A 16,753-nucleotide genomic window follows, 5' to 3' on the forward strand; every position below is an offset into this window, starting at 1 on the left:
TCCGCCGCCGACGCTAGCGAGCGCACGCGGTCCGGCACAGGGTCGCAGGACCCGGGCTCGGGGACGACAGGGCAAGGTGTGCGCGAGATGCTACGTTCGACCACATGGATGCCGTGGCGAGCCGTGACCTGCGCAACCACACCGCCGAGGTGCTGCGCCGAGTGGCGTCCGGCGGCGTCGTCGCCGTGACCGTGCGCGGCACCGTGGTCGCCGAGCTGCACCCGCCCAGCGACGGCCGCCCGCGGGCGTGGCGCCGTGCGGACCTGGCGGCGTGGATCGCCCGGGAGCAGGCGGACCCCGGGCTGCGCGACGACCTGCGCACGCTGGCGGGCGAGACCACCGACGACCTCGACTCGCTCGCATGAGCGCCGTCGGCCTGCTCGACACCAGCGTCTTCATCGCCTCCGAGACCGGACGCCCGCTCGCGGTCGACCTCCTTCCCGACGAGAGCCTGGTCAGCGTGATCACGGTCGCCGAGCTGGAGGCCGGGGTACTGGCCGCCGCCACCACCGAGATCCGCGCGCGCCGGCTGCTCACCGCCCAGCGTGCGGCGACGATCGCGCCCCTGCCTGTCGACGCCCCGGCCGCCAGGGCGTTCGCCCGGGCCCGGGTGCTGCTCCACGAGCGCGGCCGCCGGATCGGCGTCAACGACCTGTGGATCGCGAGCATCGCGATGTCTCGGGACCTCCCGGTCGTCACCCAGGACGACGACTTCGATGCGCTGGTGGAGCTGGGCCTGCTCGACGTGGTGCGCGTCTGAACGCCTCTCGATCGCCCGGCCGAGGACCGGGGCACGGACCTGGCTTCCCAGCGGGTCGGTCGGGGCTGGGCGTCCGTGGTCGCGCGGAGGATGCTGCGTCTCATGAACATCCTCACCATCGTGACCGCGGACGTGGATGAAGGCCGGGCTCAGGAGCTGGTCGCGGCGTACCAGGCCCTGCTCGCCGAGGGCCTTCCCGACGGACTGCTCGAAACGCGACTGCTGGGCGACGGGCAGGGTCACTGGGCGATCCACTCGCTCTGGAGGGATCGCGCCGCTCTCGATGCGCTGCGGGCGGCCCCCCAACCGCCAGCCGCTCCTACGCTGTTCCGACGGTTCTCGGCCGACCCGGCCCTGGTCGTCATGCCGGTCCTCGTCGACAGCCGCTCGAGCTGACGAGCGCGCCCAGCCGGCACGGCCCGCTCGCCCCTGCCGGTGGGAGCTGCTCAAGACGCCCGCTCCGCGCGCCGATGTATCCCGGGGGAGGACAGATCGGGGAGTGACGTGGCCACTGAGTGGACCGGCCAGTCGGCTCGCCACCGGATGACCGGCCCGCCGTCGCGGACCGGGTACGACGAGCCGGCGAGCCCCTCGGCGTTGCGGCTGATGCTGTTCCTCGTGCTCGCCGTACTGGTCCTCAGCATGGTCCCGTGGCTCGGTGAGACCACCGGGCTGATCGGCCGGGACGCGCCGCCGGCCCCCGCTCCGACCGCTCCCGGCCCCACCTGTGCGGGCGGCGTCGTCTGCGAGCCCGGCATCCAGGGGGGTCCGGCACCCCGGTGACCCGGGCTCGAGGTTGGTCCGGCCGGCCCCTGCGAATCCGGCTCAGAGGCTGACCCGCGCCACGCAGGTCTCGCCGGTCGCGCGGTTGGTCGCCCGGAACGTGAACGTGTCGCGGCCCGGGGAGTTGCCCGTCCGGCGGTCGACGGAGAACGATCCGCTGGGCGCACGGGTGACCGAGCGGCCGCTGTCGGCCAGGTCGCCGTCGTGGCGCAGCCGCCAGCGCCAGGTCTGGCCGACCCGGTTGCTGTCGATCTCGGCCTCGACCCCGATGCGGCCGTCGTCGGGGCCGGCCTTGATCTTCCAGTCCGTGCTCCCGGAGCAGGACCCGGAGCGGCGGACGTCGGTGCCGGCGGCGTCCGCGGGAGCGGCGGCCAGGACCGGGACGGTGAGCAGGACCGCGGCTGTGGCGGTGATGAGTGTCTTCATGCCCCGAGCCTGCGCGCCCGAGATGAGCCGGGCGTGAGGCGTCGGTGAGGGTCCTCTCATGGGTTCCGGTGGGCAGCCGCCGGAGCATGCACCAGCATGGATCTGCGCGGGCTGGCTCCACCGGCGTGAGCCACCCGGCGGGCGGTTGTCCACAGATCGCTCGGACCCCCTGGCGGCGCAGGTCGTCGAGGCGTTCGCTGGAGCCATGCCGAGATCTCGGGGACGCAAGCAGCGGAGGACGAAGACCCGATCAGGACCACGACCCGGACGTCCGGGCCTCCCGCCGTACCTGCGCAGGATGGTCGGCCTGATGCTGCTCGCTGACGGGGCCGAGGCCCGCGGGGACGCGGCGGCCGCCCTGGAGGCGATCAGCCGACAGCCCCTGGACGATCGGGGTGAGCTCTTCTGGCGACCCTGGCGGATCGCCCGGCTGGAGCAGCTGCTGGTGCTCGAGCCGTTCCTGCCGCGCTGGGTGGTCTCCCGGTGGATCCTCGAGCAGGCGCTGCAGGCCTCCGACCCGACGCCGAGCCGGAGCCGGCGGATCGCTCTCGATCTCGCGATCGAGATGCGGGGCGGTCTGGCGGCGCTGCCCGGTGTCGACGGGGTCGATGCCATGAGCCGAGTGACCGAGAACGACTGGGTCTACCGGCAGCTCCACCTCTACGACCGCGGCGCGCTCGCGGCCTTCCTGCGGCGCGGCGCGGCGGCCGACCTGGTGGCTGGTGCCGATCGGGTCCAGGAGTGGGCGTCCGCGCCGATGCGTGCCCTGCGTCTCGTCGGGCGCGAGCCGGCGGTGCTGCACTGGACGGACCTGGCCACCGGCGTTCCCCTCGACGTCCCGAACCTGGGCGCCGCCGCGCTGGTCCTGCCCGCCGAGACCGTGATCGGCCGGGTGGTGCCCACCGAGGACGGACCCATGTTTGAGGGGACGCCGCTGCGGGTCCCGCCGGACGTCGCCGCGGCGGTCGCCGCGGATCCCGGTGACTGGCTCGGTGCGCTGCGCCGGAGCGGGTCCGGCGCGCGCGAGCTCGACACCGCGATCATGCGCGGCAACCATCTGCTCACCGACGTGCCGGAGACCGTCTGGCAGTTCGCCACGCTGGAGTGGGCGGGCCGGCTCGACGCCTCGGCCCTGACCCCGGACCTCCTGGCCGAGTCGGGGGCGGAGCTGGTGCGAGCAGCGCTCCGCGGAGAGTTCGACGGGTACGTCGACGACGCCGACCTCGACCCGTGGCCGTGCGTCGCCGCCGTGCTGTGCGACCCGCCGATGATCCAGCGGGTGGCCGACCGGGTCCGACCCGAGGACGTGCCCGGCCTGCTGGCGCTGGCCGACCGGCTCTTCGGCCCCGCGGCGGCGATCTGCCGCGAGCTCGCCGCTGCCGCCCGGATGGCCGCCTAGGGTCCTAGCTCCCGGCCGGGTCGTCCCTCTGGTCATACGCGGAGCGCATCCGGAGGTCGTCGTGGGGGTCGGCGGGTGCACAGCACCCGGTGATGCGCTGTCCGTTCCGTGATGCGAGCCGAGCCAGCGCCGCCACCAGGAGGACGAACGCCGCAAGGGCCAGGAACACCATGAGCGCCTCCGATCACGCCGTGCCAGGGCAAGGCCGGCTCCACTCTAGCGAGCCGACGTCACCTACTCACGGGATGCTGAGGACGATCACCTGGTCCGGCTCGAGGCGGAGGTCGCCCGGGTCGCCGGCCACCGGGGTCCCGTTGCTGGTGAGTGTGACGCTCTCTCCCGCGTCGGCACGCACCCCGCCGATCTGGGTCGTCGTCAGCGGCACCCCCCACTGGGTGAACAGCTGCCCGAGCGTGAACACCTCGCCGACCGTGTCGGCCTCGATGTGGATGGTTCCGTCGGTCTCGTGGGTGTGCAGGGCCGACATGGCCCCCGTCGACGGGTCGACGCCGATGTTGGCCGGCACCGGCACCGTTGTTCCTGCCACCGTGATCTCCAACCGCGGGTGGTAGTGCTCCGCGGTGCCCATCGGGCCCAGGTCGAGGCCGGCTGCCTCGACCCGGGCGGCGACGTCGTCCGTGGGTGCCGGCCACGGTGGGGGCGTGGTGGTCATCTCGAGCGAGCCGGTCGGAGCCGCCGCCGAGCCGCCGGCGTCGGGGCCCTGGTCGGAACTCCCGCACCCGGCGAGGAGCAGCGATCCGATCAAGGTCGGGGCGAGCAGGGCGAGGCGTGTCTTCACGAGAGAACCATCGCAGGACGCGGTCGACGCCGGCACGCGGGGATCGGGCCCGGTCGGCCTCGACGGCTCAGGGCGCGGAGCGGTGCGCCAGGAACCTCGCGACGGTCCGGGCGAACCCCACGCGCACGGTGACGCCGACGAACCCGGCCGCGCGCAGCTGCCGGCGCAGGTCGTCAGGGCGGAGGAGGAGATGCGGCGAGCGGTCGACGACGTGGACCGCCCTCGCGATCAAGGTGTCCGTGAGGTCGTATCCCACGAACGTGCCGCCCGGTCGGAGCACCCGGGCGACCTCCTCCAGGCCACGCCTCCAGTCGACCACGTGGTGCATCATCAGGTAGCTCGTGACGAGGTCGAAGGAGCCGTCCGGATAGGGCAGCGCCGTGGCATCGGCCCGGTCGACCCTGACGTTCTCGAGGCCGGCCAGGAGCCGGGCTGCCGCCGAGACCATGGCGAGGTCGACGTCGGTCACCGTCAGCCGCGCCGACGGGAAGGACCGGGCGACACCCTCGGCCATGGCCCCGCTGCCGCTACCGAGCTCGAGCACCTCGCCGTACGGCTCCACTCCCTGGAGTGCCCAGGGCAGGATCGTCCGTCGCGCGACCGCGCGCCAGGGCGCACTGCGGCAGAACGCCGCCTCCACGGCCGACATGGCTGGCATCGCGGACCTCCTGACCTGGATCTGCCGGACCGCGGCCGGTCACCCTGACGGCTTGACGGTCGCGGTGTCCGTCGCGCCGGCGGCCGCAGCGCTGGCGTTGCCGGCGAAGTCGACCTGAGCCTCGTAGCGACCGGGCGCCAGGTCGCGGAAGACCGTCCGGACCCGGCCGCCGGCGACCGCGACGGTGCGGCTGAGCCCGGCCATCGTGATCGTCACCGAGTCGTCGAACGGCACGTCGAGTCCCGGCGCGTCGACCGTCACCCTGACGACGGCCCGGTTGCGCCGTCCGACGGCCTCGACGTCGAGCCGGGTGCGCGACTGCACCGGCTCGGGGAAGCTCACCACCTGGCTCGCGGACTCGTAGCCGTCGGCCGCGAGGTCGATCCGCACGCTCATCTGTGATCCCACGTCCGTGGTGGCCAAGCGGAGATCCGCGGCGGCCCCGGAGCCGATCGGCACGCCGTCACGCATCCAGGTGTAGGTCGCCGCAGCGGCTGGCGGGACCCACGCTCCGGGGTTCACGACAAGCAGCTCACCATCGATCGTCGTCCCGTCGGCGGCGAACGGCTCGGTGATCTCGACCGTCGCCTGACGAGCGAAGCGGTCGATGCGGGCACGCGTGCGCCGCCGGATCTCGGGAAGCTCGTCGTAGAGGTGCTGGCCCGGGCAGGCGGTGTCGTTGGTGTCCCGGTGTCCGTCGATGACGGGCAGGGTCACCCGCCTTCCGGATCGGAACTTGTCGCTGCCCTCGGAGGTGACGACGATGCTTCCCTCGGGATCCCGGGAGTAGGGATGGAGCTTCCAGGCGGCGATCCGGGCTAACGTGCCGATCACCGCCCGGCTGGGCGCGACCTGGTCGAAGTTCCCGATGGCGGCGACACCCGCCGAGGTGGCGTTGAAGCCGAGGGTGTGCGCGCCGCGCACCGGCTCGGCAGCGCCGCCCGCCCGACCGACCCAGGCCCGCCCGAAGCGGTCCACGAGGAAGTTGTAGGCGATGTCCGACCAGCCCAGGCTCTGGGTGTGGTAGGCGTACATGCCGCGGATCAGGGCCGGCACGTCCTCGCGCTCGTAGGTGTTGCTGTTCGCGGTGTGGTGGACGTGGACCTGCTCGATCGTGTCGACGTACGACGGGCGCCCGTTGCGCCAGCTCTCGTCGGCACCCCACTGTGCCCGGCCCAGGAGGTCGGGCGGGGGCACCACCCCGGCGGGGCTTGCGACTCCGGTGTCGGCGCCTCCTGCTCTCCGCCGGCCGGCCTGGACGAGATCGCCCGACCGATCGCTCGGCAGGGCCGTGGGATGCAGCAGCGCCATCGTGAGCTCGGCCGGCCGGCTGCCCCGGACGCGGATCCTGATGCCGTCGGCCGGGCCGATCCAGGCGAGCTCGGTGCCGACGACGTCGGTCGCCTCCGACGAGTCCGAGTCCGGCGAGTGGTGGACATGAGGCATGTGTGACCACCGCTGCCAGACGCCCGCGGTGCGCGAGCTGATGTCGATGCGTGGCTCGGCCTCGCCGCTGCGCCAGGTGAAGCCGACCATGGTGTGGGTGCTCGTCCTCAGCGCGGGGCTGCGCCACGCGCCGGGACCGTCGGGGACGAGGATCTCATCGGTGAGTCGCACCGCGAGCGACTCCACGCCCATGCGACCGGCGGTGAGCTGGAGCACACCGCCGGTGGGCGAGGGGCCGGCACCCGGATCGGACAGGACGCCGTTGCGGGCGGCGACACCGATCCCGGCGACGGCCGCGGCTCCGCCGACCAGGGCGACGAGGAAGGGTCGTCGAGTGGTGGGCCGGGGACCGGGACCGGGGCTCATGGCTTCCACCCTCCATCAGATCGACCGCCGTCGTCGGTAGCGCGCGCCGGGCGCGCTCGTCCGGGCGTCGGATCGCGTAGTCAGGCCAGGCGTGCCCGGACCTCGTCGATGAGCTTCTCGGGGTCGAGCCACATCGACGGGTACTCGCCGTACCAGCGCTGACGCCCCGCACTGTCGATCAGCACGAAGCTGTGGCCGGGGAGACCGGCGTGCATGCCCTTGCCCAACGTGCCGTACTCGCCGGAGACGGTGCCGTCGTCGAGGAGGAACGGCGTGCTGACCCCGTTCGCGGCCATGTCGTGCAGGATCTGCTCGCGCGTGTTCATCACGATGGGGAGCACGGTCACGTCGAGGTCGGCCAGCTCGTCCACGTGGCGCTCGATCTCGGCCATCTGGACCAGGCACGACTGGCAGCCGGCACCCTCGGAGAAGTACAGGAGCAGGTTGTCGCCGCGGTGCTCGCCCAGGCTGTGGGTCGTCCCCGCGGTGTCGGTCAACGTGAAGTCGGGCGCTCCCTTGATCGCGTCGGACGACTGGGGACGCGACGTCAGCATCATCGCGCTGACGATGCCGCCGATCGCGGCCAGGGCCACGACCCACACGGCCGCGCGTCGCAGGTGCTGGTTCCGCTCCTCGTCGTGGAGGACCTTCGCGGCGCGCTCCCGGCGCTCGTTCCTCGACCGGTCGGCCGCCTTGCGAGACATCTCGTGCTCCCCTCACTTGCCTGGTTCGTGGTGGTCGTGACAGGTGCTGTCGGGTGCTGCACCGGGCACGTGCGCGGTGCTGGCCGCGTCGTCGGCAGCGGTAGGCCTGCGACGGTCGGCGAGGGTCGCGGTGATGAACCCGGCCGCCAGGAGCAGGACTGCCAGCCCGAGGACCGGCTCGGGGACCGGGTCGGTCCAGCGCTCGACGCGGGTGAAGATCGTCTTGAGGCCCTCGCCCATCGCGACCTGGAAGCCGGGTCCGCCCGTCATCTGGCCGGTGTTGGCGAGGTAGATGACGAAGCCGCCCATCAGCGCGAACGCGATCGCGACCGCGAGGTTGATGGTGTTCGTCGCCAGCACACGGCCGGCCACCCGGATGCGGACCGGCCTCGCGCGGAGCCAGCGTCGCTCACCGAGCCGGAAGCGGTCCCAGGCCAGCGCCATCACGAACAGCGGGAACACCATTCCGAAGGTGTAGGCGAGCCCGAGCGCGATCCCACCGGCGGCCGACCCGGAGAGCGCCGAGAGGGTCATCACCCCCGCCAGGACCGGCGCACAGCACGAGCTCGCGACGCCCGAGAACACCCCGAGTGCGAAGAAGCTGGCGCTGTCCCCGCGGGCGGTGTCCGGTGCGCGGAGGAAGGACGGCATGCTGACCATCCGTCCGGAGAGCGAGAAGGCAGCGAGGCCGAGCATCAAGGCGCCGCCCGCGTAGTAGAGCGGCGCGTGGTAGTTCGCGATCGTCGAGGCCACCAGGCTCATGCCGAGGGTGATCGGCACGAGGACCAGCGCCAGACCGGCCGCGAAGACGAACGTGAGCGGGAGCAGGCGCCAACGACGGTTCTTGACGGCGACCGCGAGGTACGACGGAGCCAGGAACACGATGCAGCACGGGGCGAACAGCGCCACGCCGCCGGCGAAGAACGCCGCGAGGATCGAACCGGTGGTGAGCAGGTCACCCATGGTGGCCTCGCTCGGCCAGGAGCCTCGCGAGCTTCCGACGCGGCAGGCGACCCTGGGAGAAGAACACGCTCTCGACGAGGACGAGCGGTGTGAGCGACGGTCGGTGTCGCTGCACCAGGGCCTGGCCCTCCTCAGAGCGGATGTCGACCACCTCGACGGTGAGCTCGTGGTCCTGGGCGAACGCGTCCAGGACGCTCAGCGCGTCCTCGCAGAAGTGGCAGGCCTCCGACTCGACGACGGTCACTCGGATCGCGCCAGGAGGCGGGAACGCCGGGGCGAGCGGCGCTGCCGAGCGGTGGACGGGCGGGATCAGCGGCATGGCCGGCCCTTCTGTCAGTCGCGGTGTCGTAGGTGCTCCCAGCCTCCGGGCCGCAGGTGGAGATTCGTGCCTGCTCGGATGAAGATTCGCTGAAGCCGACCGAGGAAGGTCCCGGACCGCAGGGTCCTATGGCCCGGTGCAGCGACACGGCGGATGCGCCAGTCCTCGCCCGTCCCCATGCGGTCGCCGACGCCGCGGGCAGGGGCGCGTCCTTCAACGAGATCGCGACCGGCGCCGACATCTTGACCGAACCTTCACCGGAACGGCACGGCGTCACCGGGGTGCGCCATCGAGGGTGGATCGACAGCGGCCGGTCGGTCCGCCGAAGGAGGTTGAGATCCGATGATGGGTTGGAGCCCCGACGCGGGCTGGGGCTGGAGCACGTGGCTGGGCATGGCCGTGATGATGGCGATCGTCTGGGGCGCCGTGATCGTGGCGATCGTGATGGTGTTCCGACCGGCTGATCGACGGGGTGGGGATGCCGCGCACTCGGGGCAGGAGCCGGCCCGGATCCTGGCCGAGCGTTACGCACGTGGCGAGATCGACGCTGCCGAGTACCGGGTGCGGACGGACGTGCTGCACAGCACGACCGAGCGCCCGCGTCGTCGCCACCCCACCCACGTCGATGGCGCCTGACGTGTCCGGCCCGGGGCCGGCCCGCGTGGTCGGCGAGCTGCCCGGAGGGGTCACGCCGGCGCCCCCCTCGGCAGCGGAGGACCGGCGCGGGTCGGCCAGCGCCTGGAACGCCGCGGGCACCGCGGCGACCGGTCTCCTCGGCTTGGCGCCACACGTCCTGCACCATGTCGGGCTGTTCGCTGGTGCCTTCCTCGTCACCGGGGCGACCGGAAACATCCTGTTCGGCCTCGCGGGTCTGGTGCTCTCCATCCCGTTCCTGCTCCGTCTGCACCGCCGGCACCGCACCTGGAAGGCGCCCGCCATCGCCGTTGCGGTGTTCGTGACCGTCTTCTCGCTCTCCGCCTTCGTCGTCGGACCGGCGATCACGGGCTCGGTCGACGACTCCGGGCCCGCGCGACCCTCGTCCCCGGACCAGCACTCGCAGCACCACGGCGGCTGAGCCGGCGCATCCGACGTCGAGCGCGTCGACCTTCAACGAACCTTCACGACAACGCTGCACTGATCTTCAAGGGCGGCGGCGAGGCTGGAGCCAGGACCCCGATCGCGGGTCGAGAGAAGTTCGGAGGCTGTCATGTCACCTCGTTGGCCCGTGGACCCCACCCCACCGCAACGGCTGGTGGGAATCGTGATCGGCGCGGTCGGCCCGCTCTACGCCCGGCTCCACCACGTGCCCTTCCCGCTCAAGGCGAGCACCCGATGACCGGGCGGGCCGGCGGCGTCGCGCCGTACGGCGGCGCAGACGAGCGCAACCCATCCACCGAGGGCGGCGTGCTCAGCCACGACGACCACGTCACGGGCGCCGACCACGGTGGCCACACCGAGCACGGCCACACCGAGCACGGCGGTGGCCACGGCGGGCATGGCTGGATGATGCTGATCTGCTGCATCCCGATGCTGCTGATCGCGGTCGGTCTGATGGTGTCCGGCGCCGCCAGCCCGGGGATCCTGGTCCCGGCGATCCTCTGCACGGTCATGATGGCGCTGATGATGCGCGCCATGCCGGGCGGAGGGCACGGGAACCACTAGGGAGTCGATCCGCGGGGACATGAGACGTGGGTCGCGTGGGGCCCTCAGAGCTGGACCCCCCGTTCCCTGAGCACCGGGACCGGGTCGACCGGGTCCTGCCCGTACGGACGGACCTCGAGGTGCAGGTGCGGACCGGTGACGTTGCCGGTCGCGCCGACCGTCCCGATCTGCTGCCCGGCCACCACCTCCTGGCCAGGTCCGACCGCGATGGTGTCGAGGTGGCCGTACCACGTCTCCGTGCCGTCGGCGTGCGTGACGACCACCTTGTTGCCGTACGCGCCGTCGTACCCGACGTAGGTGATGACTCCGGCGCCGACGGCACCCGTCACCGTCCCGGTGGGCGCGGCGAGGTCGACGCCGGTGTGCACGGTGGACCACAGCGAGCTGGTGTCGCCGAAGGTGGCCGTGATGCGGTAGCCGGTGAACGGCAGCACCCAGTGGTGTCGACGCAGGTAGGCCGCTCGTCTGTCGACAAGCTCCTCGATGCGCGACAGCGCGGACTCCCGGGCCCGGGCCGCGGCCTGCAGCCGCCCGTCCTCCGTGCCGACGACGCTCTCCGCTGCCAGGCGATCGGTGCTCCGCGAGACCACCCGCCGCCGCTGGCCTCCTGCCGTCAGCGGTGCTGGGCCGACGATGGCGTCGACACCCTGGGACGTCAGGTCCTGGCTGGGTGATGACACCCCGCCCAGGGTGGCGCCCACGACGGCGGCTCCGGTAGCGAGCGCACCCAACGTCGCGCTCATCGGGGCTCTCCGCGTGCCTTGTTCCGCCGAGCGGCGTTCGCGGTGGTGTGGCGCACGATGGGCGCCGCCGCGGGCGTGACGACCGGCTCGATGCTTGCTCATGGGCTCCTTCCGAAGCAGCTCGCGAGAGGCGCCGCGCGCCGTCAGGCGCGCTGGCCGCTGCCCGTCTCCTGGGGCGTCGGGGCCGAGGCGTCCTCCATCGCGGTCCGGCCGCGATGGTGGACCCCGTGCAGAAGCAGGCCCACACCGGCGATGGTGAGCAGGACGGACCACAGCTGGGGTTGCGTCAGGCCGAGCCAGGTCTCGGAGTTGATGCGGAGCTCCTCGATCAGCAGTCGCGTGCCCCCGCTGACAAGCAGGTAGACGGCGATGAGCGTGACCGGCCGGACCCTGGTGCGGAGCTGCCACAGCGCCACTGCGAGCGCGAGCGCGGCGACGGTCTCGTACAGAGCGGTGGGATGGACGGGGACCGACGTCGGTACCGCCCCGTTCGGGAAGGCCATCGCCCACGGGAGGTCACTGGGACGGCCGTAGGTGCCGTCGCCGGCGAGGAAGCAGCCCACGCGGCCGATCGCGTACGCGGCTGCGAGTGGGCTCGCGAGCACCCCGGCCAGGGGGACCAGTGGGAGGCGCCAACGCCGGGCGAGGACGAGCACGGTCGAGGTGCCGGCGATGAACCCGCCGTACCAGGTGAAGCCGGAGGCCCCGAAGTGGTGCAGGCTGATGTTGCCGGGGTGCTCCGCGAGGAAGTACGCCTTGGCGCCGACGAACCCGAAGAGGGTGGTCGCCATCGTGAGTGTCCAGGCGCGATCCTCGTCCCACCCCATCCGGCGGAACTCCCGGACCAGGAGGAAGCCGGCGACGAGGGCTGCGGCTGCCTTGCTGACGCCATAGCTGTTCACCGAGAGTCCGAAGAGGTCGAACAGGACCGGCCTCACGATCGGCCTACCTGGTCAGGTCGCATGTCCTGACCATCCCGGCGCGGGATGAAGTTCCGATCACCTTCGCATGGAGAATCCGTGTTGCCGCGTCGGTGGGCCGTCTCAGTGGCCCGCGTCGTCATGACCCTCGCCAGGCGACTCCATGCCGGTCTCCGGCAGCTGCAGCTCGACGGTCGGCTGCTCGTCGACGACGACCGGTGAGAAGCTGATCCCGTTGGGTGCCTCGCCGACCGGTACCCGGGCGACAACGCGCAGCTGCTGCAGGTCGATGACGGCGACGTCGTTCGCGTAGATGTTCGTGACGTAGGCCTGACGACCGGTGGGATCGATGACGATGCCGTGCGCGCCCTCGCCGGTCTCGATCGTGCGCACCACCTGGAACGTGGCCGTGTCCACGACCGACACCGTCGTGCCCGGGTCCTCGACCGTGCCCTGGTTGGCGACCAGCAGAAGCTCTCCGTCGGGGGTCACGTAGGTCTGGATGGGGCCGGTCCCGACAGGGGTCTTGGCGATCGCACGGCCCGCAGCCAGGTCCACCTTCACGACGGCGTCATCGGCGTTGAGCGAGGCGTAGACGAAGGTCCCGTCGGGCGAGAACGCCACCTGGGCCGGTGCGGCGCCGACCTCGATCTGCGTCACCTGCTCGTTCGTCGCGGTGTCGATCACGCTCAGCGTGCTCCCGCCGACGTTCGCCACCACGATCCGGCTGCCGTCCGGGCTCGGGCGGAGGCCGTGCGGGCCGACCCCGACCGGGATCGTGGCCGTCGGCCGCATCGTGGCCGTGTCGATCGCGGTGACGGTGCCGTCCTCGCCGTTGCTCGTGTAGGCGGTGGAACCGTCCGGCGTCAACACGACGTGGGCCGGCATCGCTCCTGTGCCCACGCTCCCGTGCAGGACGAGCGTCGCCGCGTCCAGCATCACGGCGAGCGCGTCGTGCCCACTGACCGCCCAGATGCTGTTGCCGTCCGGCGCGACCTGCACGTTGTGAGGTCCGGCGATGCCGGAGACCGTCGTCACGACCTGGTTCGTGGCCGCGTCGATGGCCGTGAGGCTGTCACCCTCCTCGTTCGCGACCCAGATCGTGCCCGTCGTGAGGCCGCCGGCCACGGCGCCGGGTGGCTGCCCCGCCCCGTCGTCGTCCATCAGCGTGGCGGCGACGAACGCGACGGCGGTCAGGACGGCGAGCCCCGCCGCGCCGAGCCAGACCCGTCGACCGCGACGGTCGGGTCCCGGCCCGTCGGCCAGCCCGGTCGGCTCAGGCGGTCCGCCTCGGTCGTCGCTGGCGTGGGTCATGGTGGCCTCCCGGCTGGTCGGTGCACAGCGCGGTCGGACGAACCGCGCCGCCAGCGTGGGAGGTGGACCCGGTGCGAACCGTGGGCATCGGATGAAGGTTCGATGAAGTTCGCCCGAGCCAGTGGTGAGTCACTCGTCGATCCGGGCGATCGGCGTGCCCTGCGCGACCGTCGCCTCCTCCTCGAACAGCAGGTGCACCACGCCGGCCGCCGGCGCCGGCACCTCAGCCGCGACCTTGTCCACCTGCACCTCGGCGATCAGCTGGTCCACTGCCACCGTCTCGCCGTCGCGCACGAACCAGGTCGACACCACGCCCTCCGCGTCCGGCGTCTCCTTCGACAGAGGCGGGAACAGGACGTCGGTCACCCGGCCACCGCCCGCCGTACGGCGGCCTCGATCCGGTCGTGCCTCGGCAGCACGGCGTACTCCAGCGCGTGGGCGTACGGGATCGGCACGTCGGGCACCGCGACCCGCTCGGCCGGTCGCTTCAGCAGCGTCGGGTCGTGCTCGGCGATCGTGGCGACCACCTCGCCGGACATGCCGAAGGACAGGTAGTCCTCGTCGACGACGACCAGGCGACCGGTCTTGGCGACCGAGGCGAGGATCGCCTCGCGGTCCAGTGGCACCAGACTGCGCAGGTCGAGGACCTCGACGTCGATGCCGTCGCCCGCGAGCCGCTCCGCCACGTCGAGGGCGTGGTGGACGGACAGGGAGATCGTCACCACCGTGACGTCGTTGCCCGACCGGACGACGTTCGCCTTGCCGATCGGCGTCTCGTAGTCGCCCTCGGGGACGTCGTCGTTCGACCGCGGGTTCTTCGCCATCCACGGCAGCCCCATCACGCCCTTGTGGAACATGTAGACGACCGGGCTGTCGTCGCGGATCGCCGCGGTCATCAGCCCCTTGGCGTCGGCCGGACTGCTGGGGACGACGACCTTCATCCCGGGGAGGTGGGCGAAGGTGCCCCACAGGCACTGGGAGTGCTGGGCGCCGTCGGAGTAGCCGCCGCCGGCGCCCATCGTCAGCACCATCGGCACCTTGACGTTGCCGCCGGACTCGAAGTGGATCTTCGCCATGTGGTTGTAGATCTGGTCGAGGCAGACACCCATGAAGTCGGCGAACATCAGCTCCACGATCGGCCGCATGCCCTCCACCGCCGCGCCGATGCCGAGGCCGATGAAGGCGGTCTCGGAGATCGGCGTATCGATCACCCGATCCTTGCCGAACCGGTCCAGCAGCCCTCCGGTGGAGCCGAAGATGCCGCCGTAGGACCCGACGTCCTCGCCGAGGTAGAACACCGACGGGTCACGGTCCATCTCGAACGCGATGGCCTCGACGATGGCCTTGGACGTGGTCAGCCTCCGCGAGTGCGGGGTAGGGGTGGTCGGGGTCTCGGTGATGGTCATCGTCGTCTCCTCAGGCGAACACGTAGGACGTGGCCGACGCGGGGTCCGGCACGGGACTGTTCTTGGCGAACGCGATCGCGTCCTCGGTGCGCTCGCCGGCGGCGCTCCTGATCCGCGTCACCGTTTCGTCGTCGAGTACGCCGGCCTCGCGCAGCGCGGCCTCGTAGCGGGGGATCGGGTCGTGGCTCGGCGCGTCCTCCAGGTCGAGCCGGTAGCCCTGGGCGTCGCCCTCGAAGTGGCCCCACAGCCGCAGCGTGTGGACCTCGATGAGCGAGGGGCCCTCGCCGGCACGGGCCCGGGCGACGGCCCGCCTCGCGGCGCCGTAGACCCCCTCGACGTCGTTTCCCTCGATCCGCTCGCCAGGGATGCCGTATGCCACCGCCCGGTCGGCGTTGGACGCGACCGAGGTGGACGCGGTTCGTGGCACCGAGATCCCCCAGTCGTTGTCCTCCACGACGAAGACCACCGGCAACGACCAGCGGGCCGCGAGGTTCAGCGACTCGTGGAACGCGCCCTGGTTGGCCGCGCCCTCGCCGGTGACGGCGACCGCGATCCGGTCGGTGCCCTGGCGGTGGAACGCGAACGCCTGGCCGAGCGCGGGCGGGTAGCCCTCGGCGATGATGCCGGAGCAGGAGAAGTGCGTGTCCGGGTCGAAGAGGTGCATGTGGCCGCCCCGGCCGCGGCCCAGGCCGCCCTCGCGCCCGAAGATCTCCGCGGTCATCCGCCGCAGGTCGACGCCGTGCGCGACCGCGAAGTGGTGCGGCCGGTGGGTGGCGGTGACCGCGTCGCCGGTGGTCAGGTGCGCACACACGCCGGCGGCGACCGGCTCCTGGCCGGCGGAGAGGTGCATCTCGCCGGGGATCAGGCCCTTGCCGATGTCGAAGCCCGGCCCCTTGTCCGCGTGGTACTCACGCAGGATCGCCTCCTCGTAGGTGCGCGAGAGCACCATCGTCTCGTAGAGGCCGAGCCGCACGGCGGGGTCGAGGTCCGGGCCACCGCCGGCCTGCTGGGGAGTCGTGGGCTGTGCCGCTGCCTGAGTAGTCATGGTGTCCTCCGCAGATGGGTACCTGCTTCGGAACGTAGACCCGGGGCCGGGGGCCAGCCAGGGCCGAAGTTTCAGATGGTGATAGAGGCCTCCGCCGTCTGCGGTCCGGCGTAGGCGATCAGCCGGGCGGCCCGGCGGATCGCGTCGCGACTGGCGATGGCTCGCGGCAGCGCTCGGGTCGGGACCGAGACCGCGACGGCCGCCGCGAAGGCGGTCGAGGGCACCGGGACGGCCAGGCACGCGGTGCCCACGGCGTACTCCTCGCGGTCGACGGCGAACTCCGAGGACTCGCTCAGCTCGCGCAGCAGCGCCCGGGTGCTGGTGACCGTGTGCTGGGTGAGGTCGGCCAGCTCGTGGGCCTGGACGTACTCGCGCCGGGCGGGCTCGGGCAACGTCGAGAGCACGGCCTTGCCCAGGGCCGTGGCGTGGGCGGCGTCGTGGAAGCCGACCCAGAGGTCGACCCGCGGTGCCGCTCGGCTGTCGGCGACGTCCGCGAGGCGGATCTCCCCGTCGTCGAGGACCGAGAGGTAGGCGGGCGCGTTCAGCTCGTCGCGCAGGTGCTCGAGGACCTGGTGGCTGTGCGTGGGGCGCAGCGCGGGCGAACCGGCGAGGGTCATCGCGCGGTCGCCGAGCACATAGCCCTCCGGGCCTCGGGCGAGGTATCCCTCGTGGACCAGGGTTCGCAGGAGGTGGTAGGTCGTGGGCAGCGGCATCCGGGTCTGCCTGGCCAGGGACTTCGCGGTCACCGGTCGAGCGGACGCGCCGACGGCGTCGAGCAGGTGGAGTGCCCGGCTCACGGACTGGATCAAGGTGCCTGGTGTGGACACGGCGCCTCCCTGCTGTCGGATCGACCGTCGCGATCCGACCATTGAACATCGCGGACGGCCTTCGCGGGAGGGGTGTGGAGCCGACGGTCGTCGGGCGTGCGTCAGAGCACGCTCGGCACGGACTCGCGCCGGTCGGCCGACCGACCCGCATCGTGTCGCCGAAGCCGTCGGCCGGGGGCCGGGCGCGTGCACGCCGTACGTCGTGACGAACGG

At 72.3% G+C, this 16,753-nt stretch carries 22 protein-coding genes; 8 read left to right on the forward strand and 14 right to left on the reverse strand.

The features are described from left to right. Positions 1-104: 104 nt before the first annotated feature. From QMC84_RS09205 to QMC84_RS09220, 4 genes are all read left to right on the forward strand, one after another. Positions 105-365: a type II toxin-antitoxin system prevent-host-death family antitoxin gene (locus QMC84_RS09205; protein ID WP_300374102.1), complete on the forward strand. Its 261-nt coding sequence runs from the start codon at positions 105-107 to the stop codon at positions 363-365. Next, on the forward strand, positions 362-760 hold the full coding sequence (locus tag QMC84_RS09210) for a PIN domain-containing protein (protein WP_300374104.1): 399 nt from the start codon (positions 362-364) through the stop codon (positions 758-760). Before QMC84_RS09205 ends, QMC84_RS09210 begins: the two co-directional genes overlap by 4 nt. A gap of 102 nt (positions 761-862) precedes the next feature. Beyond that, complete coding sequence (locus QMC84_RS09215; protein WP_300374106.1) at positions 863-1,156, forward strand: antibiotic biosynthesis monooxygenase; 294 nt, start codon at positions 863-865, stop codon at positions 1,154-1,156. A gap of 108 nt (positions 1,157-1,264) precedes the next feature. Beyond that, positions 1,265-1,543 (forward strand): hypothetical protein, encoded by a 279-nt coding sequence (locus QMC84_RS09220; RefSeq protein ID WP_300374108.1) that lies wholly within the window; start codon positions 1,265-1,267, stop codon positions 1,541-1,543. A gap of 42 nt (positions 1,544-1,585) precedes the next feature. Here the strand turns inward: QMC84_RS09220 and QMC84_RS09225 are convergent, their stop codons facing one another. Continuing rightward, positions 1,586-1,969, reverse strand: coding sequence for a hypothetical protein (locus tag QMC84_RS09225; RefSeq protein WP_300374110.1), 384 nt, complete (start codon positions 1,967-1,969; stop codon positions 1,586-1,588). Positions 1,970-2,279: 310 nt separating this feature from the next. On the opposite strand from QMC84_RS09225, the gene QMC84_RS09230 reads away from it, so the two are divergent. After that, complete coding sequence (locus QMC84_RS09230; protein WP_300374112.1) at positions 2,280-3,368, forward strand: hypothetical protein; 1,089 nt, start codon at positions 2,280-2,282, stop codon at positions 3,366-3,368. Positions 3,369-3,606: 238 nt separating this feature from the next. Here the strand turns inward: QMC84_RS09230 and QMC84_RS09235 are convergent, their stop codons facing one another. The 6 genes from QMC84_RS09235 to QMC84_RS09260 form a co-directional block, all read right to left on the reverse strand. Next, on the reverse strand, positions 3,607-4,167 hold the full coding sequence (locus QMC84_RS09235) for a hypothetical protein (protein WP_300374114.1): 561 nt from the start codon (positions 4,165-4,167) through the stop codon (positions 3,607-3,609). A 67-nt stretch (positions 4,168-4,234) separates the two neighbouring features. Continuing rightward, positions 4,235-4,825 (reverse strand): class I SAM-dependent methyltransferase, encoded by a 591-nt coding sequence (locus QMC84_RS09240; protein WP_300374116.1) that lies wholly within the window; start codon positions 4,823-4,825, stop codon positions 4,235-4,237. Between the two features lie 39 nt (positions 4,826-4,864). Continuing rightward, positions 4,865-6,637 carry an N-acetylmuramoyl-L-alanine amidase gene (locus QMC84_RS09245; RefSeq protein ID WP_300374118.1) on the reverse strand — a complete coding sequence of 591 codons (1,773 nt, stop codon included), beginning with the start codon at positions 6,635-6,637 and terminating at the stop codon, positions 4,865-4,867. Between the two features lie 80 nt (positions 6,638-6,717). Further along, positions 6,718-7,341 (reverse strand): redoxin domain-containing protein, encoded by a 624-nt coding sequence (locus QMC84_RS09250; protein WP_300374120.1) that lies wholly within the window; start codon positions 7,339-7,341, stop codon positions 6,718-6,720. A 12-nt stretch (positions 7,342-7,353) separates the two neighbouring features. Next, positions 7,354-8,304: a cytochrome c biogenesis CcdA family protein gene (locus QMC84_RS09255; RefSeq protein ID WP_300374122.1), complete on the reverse strand. Its 951-nt coding sequence runs from the start codon at positions 8,302-8,304 to the stop codon at positions 7,354-7,356. Next, positions 8,297-8,623 carry a glutaredoxin family protein gene (locus QMC84_RS09260; RefSeq protein WP_300374124.1) on the reverse strand — a complete coding sequence of 109 codons (327 nt, stop codon included), beginning with the start codon at positions 8,621-8,623 and terminating at the stop codon, positions 8,297-8,299. The genes QMC84_RS09255 and QMC84_RS09260 overlap by 8 nt, the downstream gene beginning before the upstream one ends. Positions 8,624-8,965: 342 nt before the next feature. On the opposite strand from QMC84_RS09260, the gene QMC84_RS09265 reads away from it, so the two are divergent. From QMC84_RS09265 to QMC84_RS09275, 3 genes are all read left to right on the forward strand, one after another. Further along, entirely contained in the window at positions 8,966-9,259 is a 294-nt protein-coding gene (locus tag QMC84_RS09265) for a hypothetical protein (protein ID WP_300374125.1), read from the forward strand. A gap of 1 nt (position 9,260) precedes the next feature. Beyond that, the gene (locus QMC84_RS09270; RefSeq protein ID WP_300374127.1) at positions 9,261-9,698 is read left to right on the forward strand and encodes a hypothetical protein; all 438 of its coding nucleotides are present in this window, start codon (positions 9,261-9,263) and stop codon (positions 9,696-9,698) included. A 257-nt stretch (positions 9,699-9,955) separates the two neighbouring features. After that, entirely contained in the window at positions 9,956-10,285 is a 330-nt protein-coding gene (locus tag QMC84_RS09275; protein ID WP_300374129.1) for a hypothetical protein, read from the forward strand. 44 nt (positions 10,286-10,329) lie between these two features. On the opposite strand, the gene QMC84_RS09280 is transcribed toward QMC84_RS09275, so the two are convergent. The 7 genes from QMC84_RS09280 to QMC84_RS09310 form a co-directional block, all read right to left on the reverse strand. Continuing rightward, positions 10,330-11,028, reverse strand: a complete 699-nt coding sequence (locus QMC84_RS09280) for a M23 family metallopeptidase (RefSeq protein WP_300374131.1) — start codon at positions 11,026-11,028, stop codon at positions 10,330-10,332. A 143-nt stretch (positions 11,029-11,171) separates the two neighbouring features. Then, positions 11,172-11,966: a prolipoprotein diacylglyceryl transferase gene (locus tag QMC84_RS09285; protein WP_300374133.1), complete on the reverse strand. Its 795-nt coding sequence runs from the start codon at positions 11,964-11,966 to the stop codon at positions 11,172-11,174. Positions 11,967-12,071: 105 nt separating this feature from the next. Then, a complete protein-coding gene (locus QMC84_RS09290; protein WP_300374135.1) occupies positions 12,072-13,262 on the reverse strand; it encodes a beta-propeller fold lactonase family protein in 1,191 nt (396 codons plus the stop codon). A gap of 129 nt (positions 13,263-13,391) precedes the next feature. Then, positions 13,392-13,628 carry a biotin/lipoyl-containing protein gene (locus tag QMC84_RS09295; protein WP_300374137.1) on the reverse strand — a complete coding sequence of 79 codons (237 nt, stop codon included), beginning with the start codon at positions 13,626-13,628 and terminating at the stop codon, positions 13,392-13,394. Beyond that, positions 13,625-14,668 carry an alpha-ketoacid dehydrogenase subunit beta gene (locus tag QMC84_RS09300; RefSeq protein WP_300374139.1) on the reverse strand — a complete coding sequence of 348 codons (1,044 nt, stop codon included), beginning with the start codon at positions 14,666-14,668 and terminating at the stop codon, positions 13,625-13,627. Before QMC84_RS09300 ends, QMC84_RS09295 begins: the two co-directional genes overlap by 4 nt. Positions 14,669-14,678: 10 nt before the next feature. After that, positions 14,679-15,713 carry a thiamine pyrophosphate-dependent dehydrogenase E1 component subunit alpha gene (locus tag QMC84_RS09305; RefSeq protein WP_300374141.1) on the reverse strand — a complete coding sequence of 345 codons (1,035 nt, stop codon included), beginning with the start codon at positions 15,711-15,713 and terminating at the stop codon, positions 14,679-14,681. Between the two features lie 71 nt (positions 15,714-15,784). Then, on the reverse strand, positions 15,785-16,510 hold the full coding sequence (locus tag QMC84_RS09310; protein ID WP_300374143.1) for an IclR family transcriptional regulator C-terminal domain-containing protein: 726 nt from the start codon (positions 16,508-16,510) through the stop codon (positions 15,785-15,787). Between the last annotated feature and the right edge of the window lie 243 nt (positions 16,511-16,753).

Source organism: Nocardioides sp. (genome assembly GCF_030019515.1).
Classification (GTDB): Bacteria; Actinomycetota; Actinomycetes; order Propionibacteriales; family Nocardioidaceae; genus Nocardioides.

Bases quoted from the DNA above. Each gene is read 5' to 3' on its own strand.
- QMC84_RS09280 (WP_300374131.1), bottom strand. From the start codon at position 11,028: ATGAGCGCGACGTTGGGTGCGCTCGCTACCGGAGCCGCCGTCGTGGGC.
- QMC84_RS09275 (WP_300374129.1), top strand. From the start codon at position 9,956: ATGACCGGGCGGGCCGGCGGCGTCGCGCCGTACGGCGGCGCAGACGAG.
- QMC84_RS09260 (WP_300374124.1), bottom strand. From the start codon at position 8,623: ATGCCGCTGATCCCGCCCGTCCACCGCTCGGCAGCGCCGCTCGCCCCG.
- QMC84_RS09255 (WP_300374122.1), bottom strand. From the start codon at position 8,304: ATGGGTGACCTGCTCACCACCGGTTCGATCCTCGCGGCGTTCTTCGCC.
- QMC84_RS09250 (WP_300374120.1), bottom strand. From the start codon at position 7,341: ATGTCTCGCAAGGCGGCCGACCGGTCGAGGAACGAGCGCCGGGAGCGC.
- QMC84_RS09230 (WP_300374112.1), top strand. From the start codon at position 2,280: ATGCTGCTCGCTGACGGGGCCGAGGCCCGCGGGGACGCGGCGGCCGCC.
- QMC84_RS09300 (WP_300374139.1), bottom strand. From the start codon at position 14,668: ATGACCATCACCGAGACCCCGACCACCCCTACCCCGCACTCGCGGAGG.
- QMC84_RS09205 (WP_300374102.1), top strand. From the start codon at position 105: ATGGATGCCGTGGCGAGCCGTGACCTGCGCAACCACACCGCCGAGGTG.
- QMC84_RS09215 (WP_300374106.1), top strand. From the start codon at position 863: ATGAACATCCTCACCATCGTGACCGCGGACGTGGATGAAGGCCGGGCT.
- QMC84_RS09240 (WP_300374116.1), bottom strand. From the start codon at position 4,825: ATGCCAGCCATGTCGGCCGTGGAGGCGGCGTTCTGCCGCAGTGCGCCC.
- QMC84_RS09210 (WP_300374104.1), top strand. From the start codon at position 362: ATGAGCGCCGTCGGCCTGCTCGACACCAGCGTCTTCATCGCCTCCGAG.
- QMC84_RS09265 (WP_300374125.1), top strand. From the start codon at position 8,966: ATGATGGGTTGGAGCCCCGACGCGGGCTGGGGCTGGAGCACGTGGCTG.
- QMC84_RS09225 (WP_300374110.1), bottom strand. From the start codon at position 1,969: ATGAAGACACTCATCACCGCCACAGCCGCGGTCCTGCTCACCGTCCCG.
- QMC84_RS09290 (WP_300374135.1), bottom strand. From the start codon at position 13,262: ATGACCCACGCCAGCGACGACCGAGGCGGACCGCCTGAGCCGACCGGG.
- QMC84_RS09245 (WP_300374118.1), bottom strand. From the start codon at position 6,637: ATGAGCCCCGGTCCCGGTCCCCGGCCCACCACTCGACGACCCTTCCTC.
- QMC84_RS09305 (WP_300374141.1), bottom strand. From the start codon at position 15,713: ATGACTACTCAGGCAGCGGCACAGCCCACGACTCCCCAGCAGGCCGGC.